This is a genomic window from Anaerostipes hominis (ex Lee et al. 2021) (assembly GCF_002270485.1).
GTDB classification, from domain to species: domain Bacteria; phylum Bacillota; class Clostridia; order Lachnospirales; family Lachnospiraceae; genus Anaerostipes; species Anaerostipes hominis.
In genome coordinates this window covers 1-1,178 of the sequence record NZ_NQOG01000061.1, presented here as the reverse complement: position 1 = coordinate 1,178, position 1,178 = coordinate 1, and the positions used below count along the sequence as shown (strand labels likewise).

At 37.4% G+C, this 1,178-nt stretch carries 1 protein-coding gene; it reads right to left on the bottom strand.

Translation table 11 applies throughout. The features are described from left to right. Positions 1-383 precede the first annotated feature (383 nt). Positions 384-884 carry a hypothetical protein gene (locus tag CI597_RS17505; RefSeq protein ID WP_024729450.1) on the bottom strand — a complete coding sequence of 167 codons (501 nt, stop codon included), beginning with the start codon at positions 882-884 and terminating at the stop codon, positions 384-386. Positions 885-1,178 lie beyond the last annotated feature (294 nt).

Sequence of the window (1,178 nt, the reverse complement as noted above, 5' to 3'; positions counted from 1 at the left end):
TTTTTGTAATTTATTAAGTGTTAGCATACTAATATTTTACACCAACTGCCGGATTCTTTCGAGGTCTGGCAGTTATTTTTTGCATAGAAAAGGAGCTGCGCACTAATCACTTAGTGCGACAGCCCCAACAAAAAATTATGTAGGTAATTTCATTGTTAAGACTTAGCTAAAATCAAAAAATTTATTTCCAATCATCTTCATATTCTGACAAACGAATATCCCCAATCTTTATTTCAGACCCCATAGTTTGTCTTTTATTACCTTCTATTGACTGGTGAAAGATAACATTTTTGTACTCCTCCCCACTTTCAAAACATAAATTTATAACATCATTCTTTTATTTAATCAGCAAGAATGATCAGATCGTTCCCTCTAAAAAGGCATTAGAGCCGAATGGGACCCTCTTTTCTTTCCACTGCCGGATGATTTATTTTGGCAATCTCATTTAACCGTTTCGGAAGTGCTTTCGGATGACTGATCGTATCGTCAAATAACAGAAGACGATTTTCCCCAAAAGAATCCGAATATGAAATTGCAAAGCACAGCTCTTTCTTTTTCTTCTTTCCCTGTCCAGACATGATTCCTAGAATCGTACCCGTATCCCCAAAGAATAGACTTCCTACAAAAGCACGCCCTACAACGCTTTTTTTCACCAGTTTGCTTCGGGTAATAAAACCGGCACCTAAAATCTGATCAAACGACAGAAGGATATCCTGATCCTTCTCTTCTTTCCGAAACAGACGTTTTCGAAAGATCACCATCCGTTCTTTTTCATCCACAATAATTCTCATCAAGGTATTCTCTTCGATGTTTGGAAGACCATCAAAATGTGCGGCATTGACTTCCAAGTTTCCATCCTCATTGATCCCATTGATCCAGCTCATGCACAGTTCCCCTTCTTTCCTTCCATTTGGAATAATCTTCTATCTCTATCATACCATATCCCATCGATTTTGGGCGAAAAAAAAGAGGGCACATTGCCCTCTAACGTACTAAGTGTACTTCATTCACGCTTTCATGTGCGCCTTAAAATATAAGGATTACCCTTATCTGGTGTGGTATAAAAAAAGTTGACAGTTTATTCTCAAGGATTTCATAATAAAACCAAGAGAATAAGGAGGTATTCAAAGTGGCACGTAAATATGACCATGAATACAAAGTACAGGCAGTAAAACTTG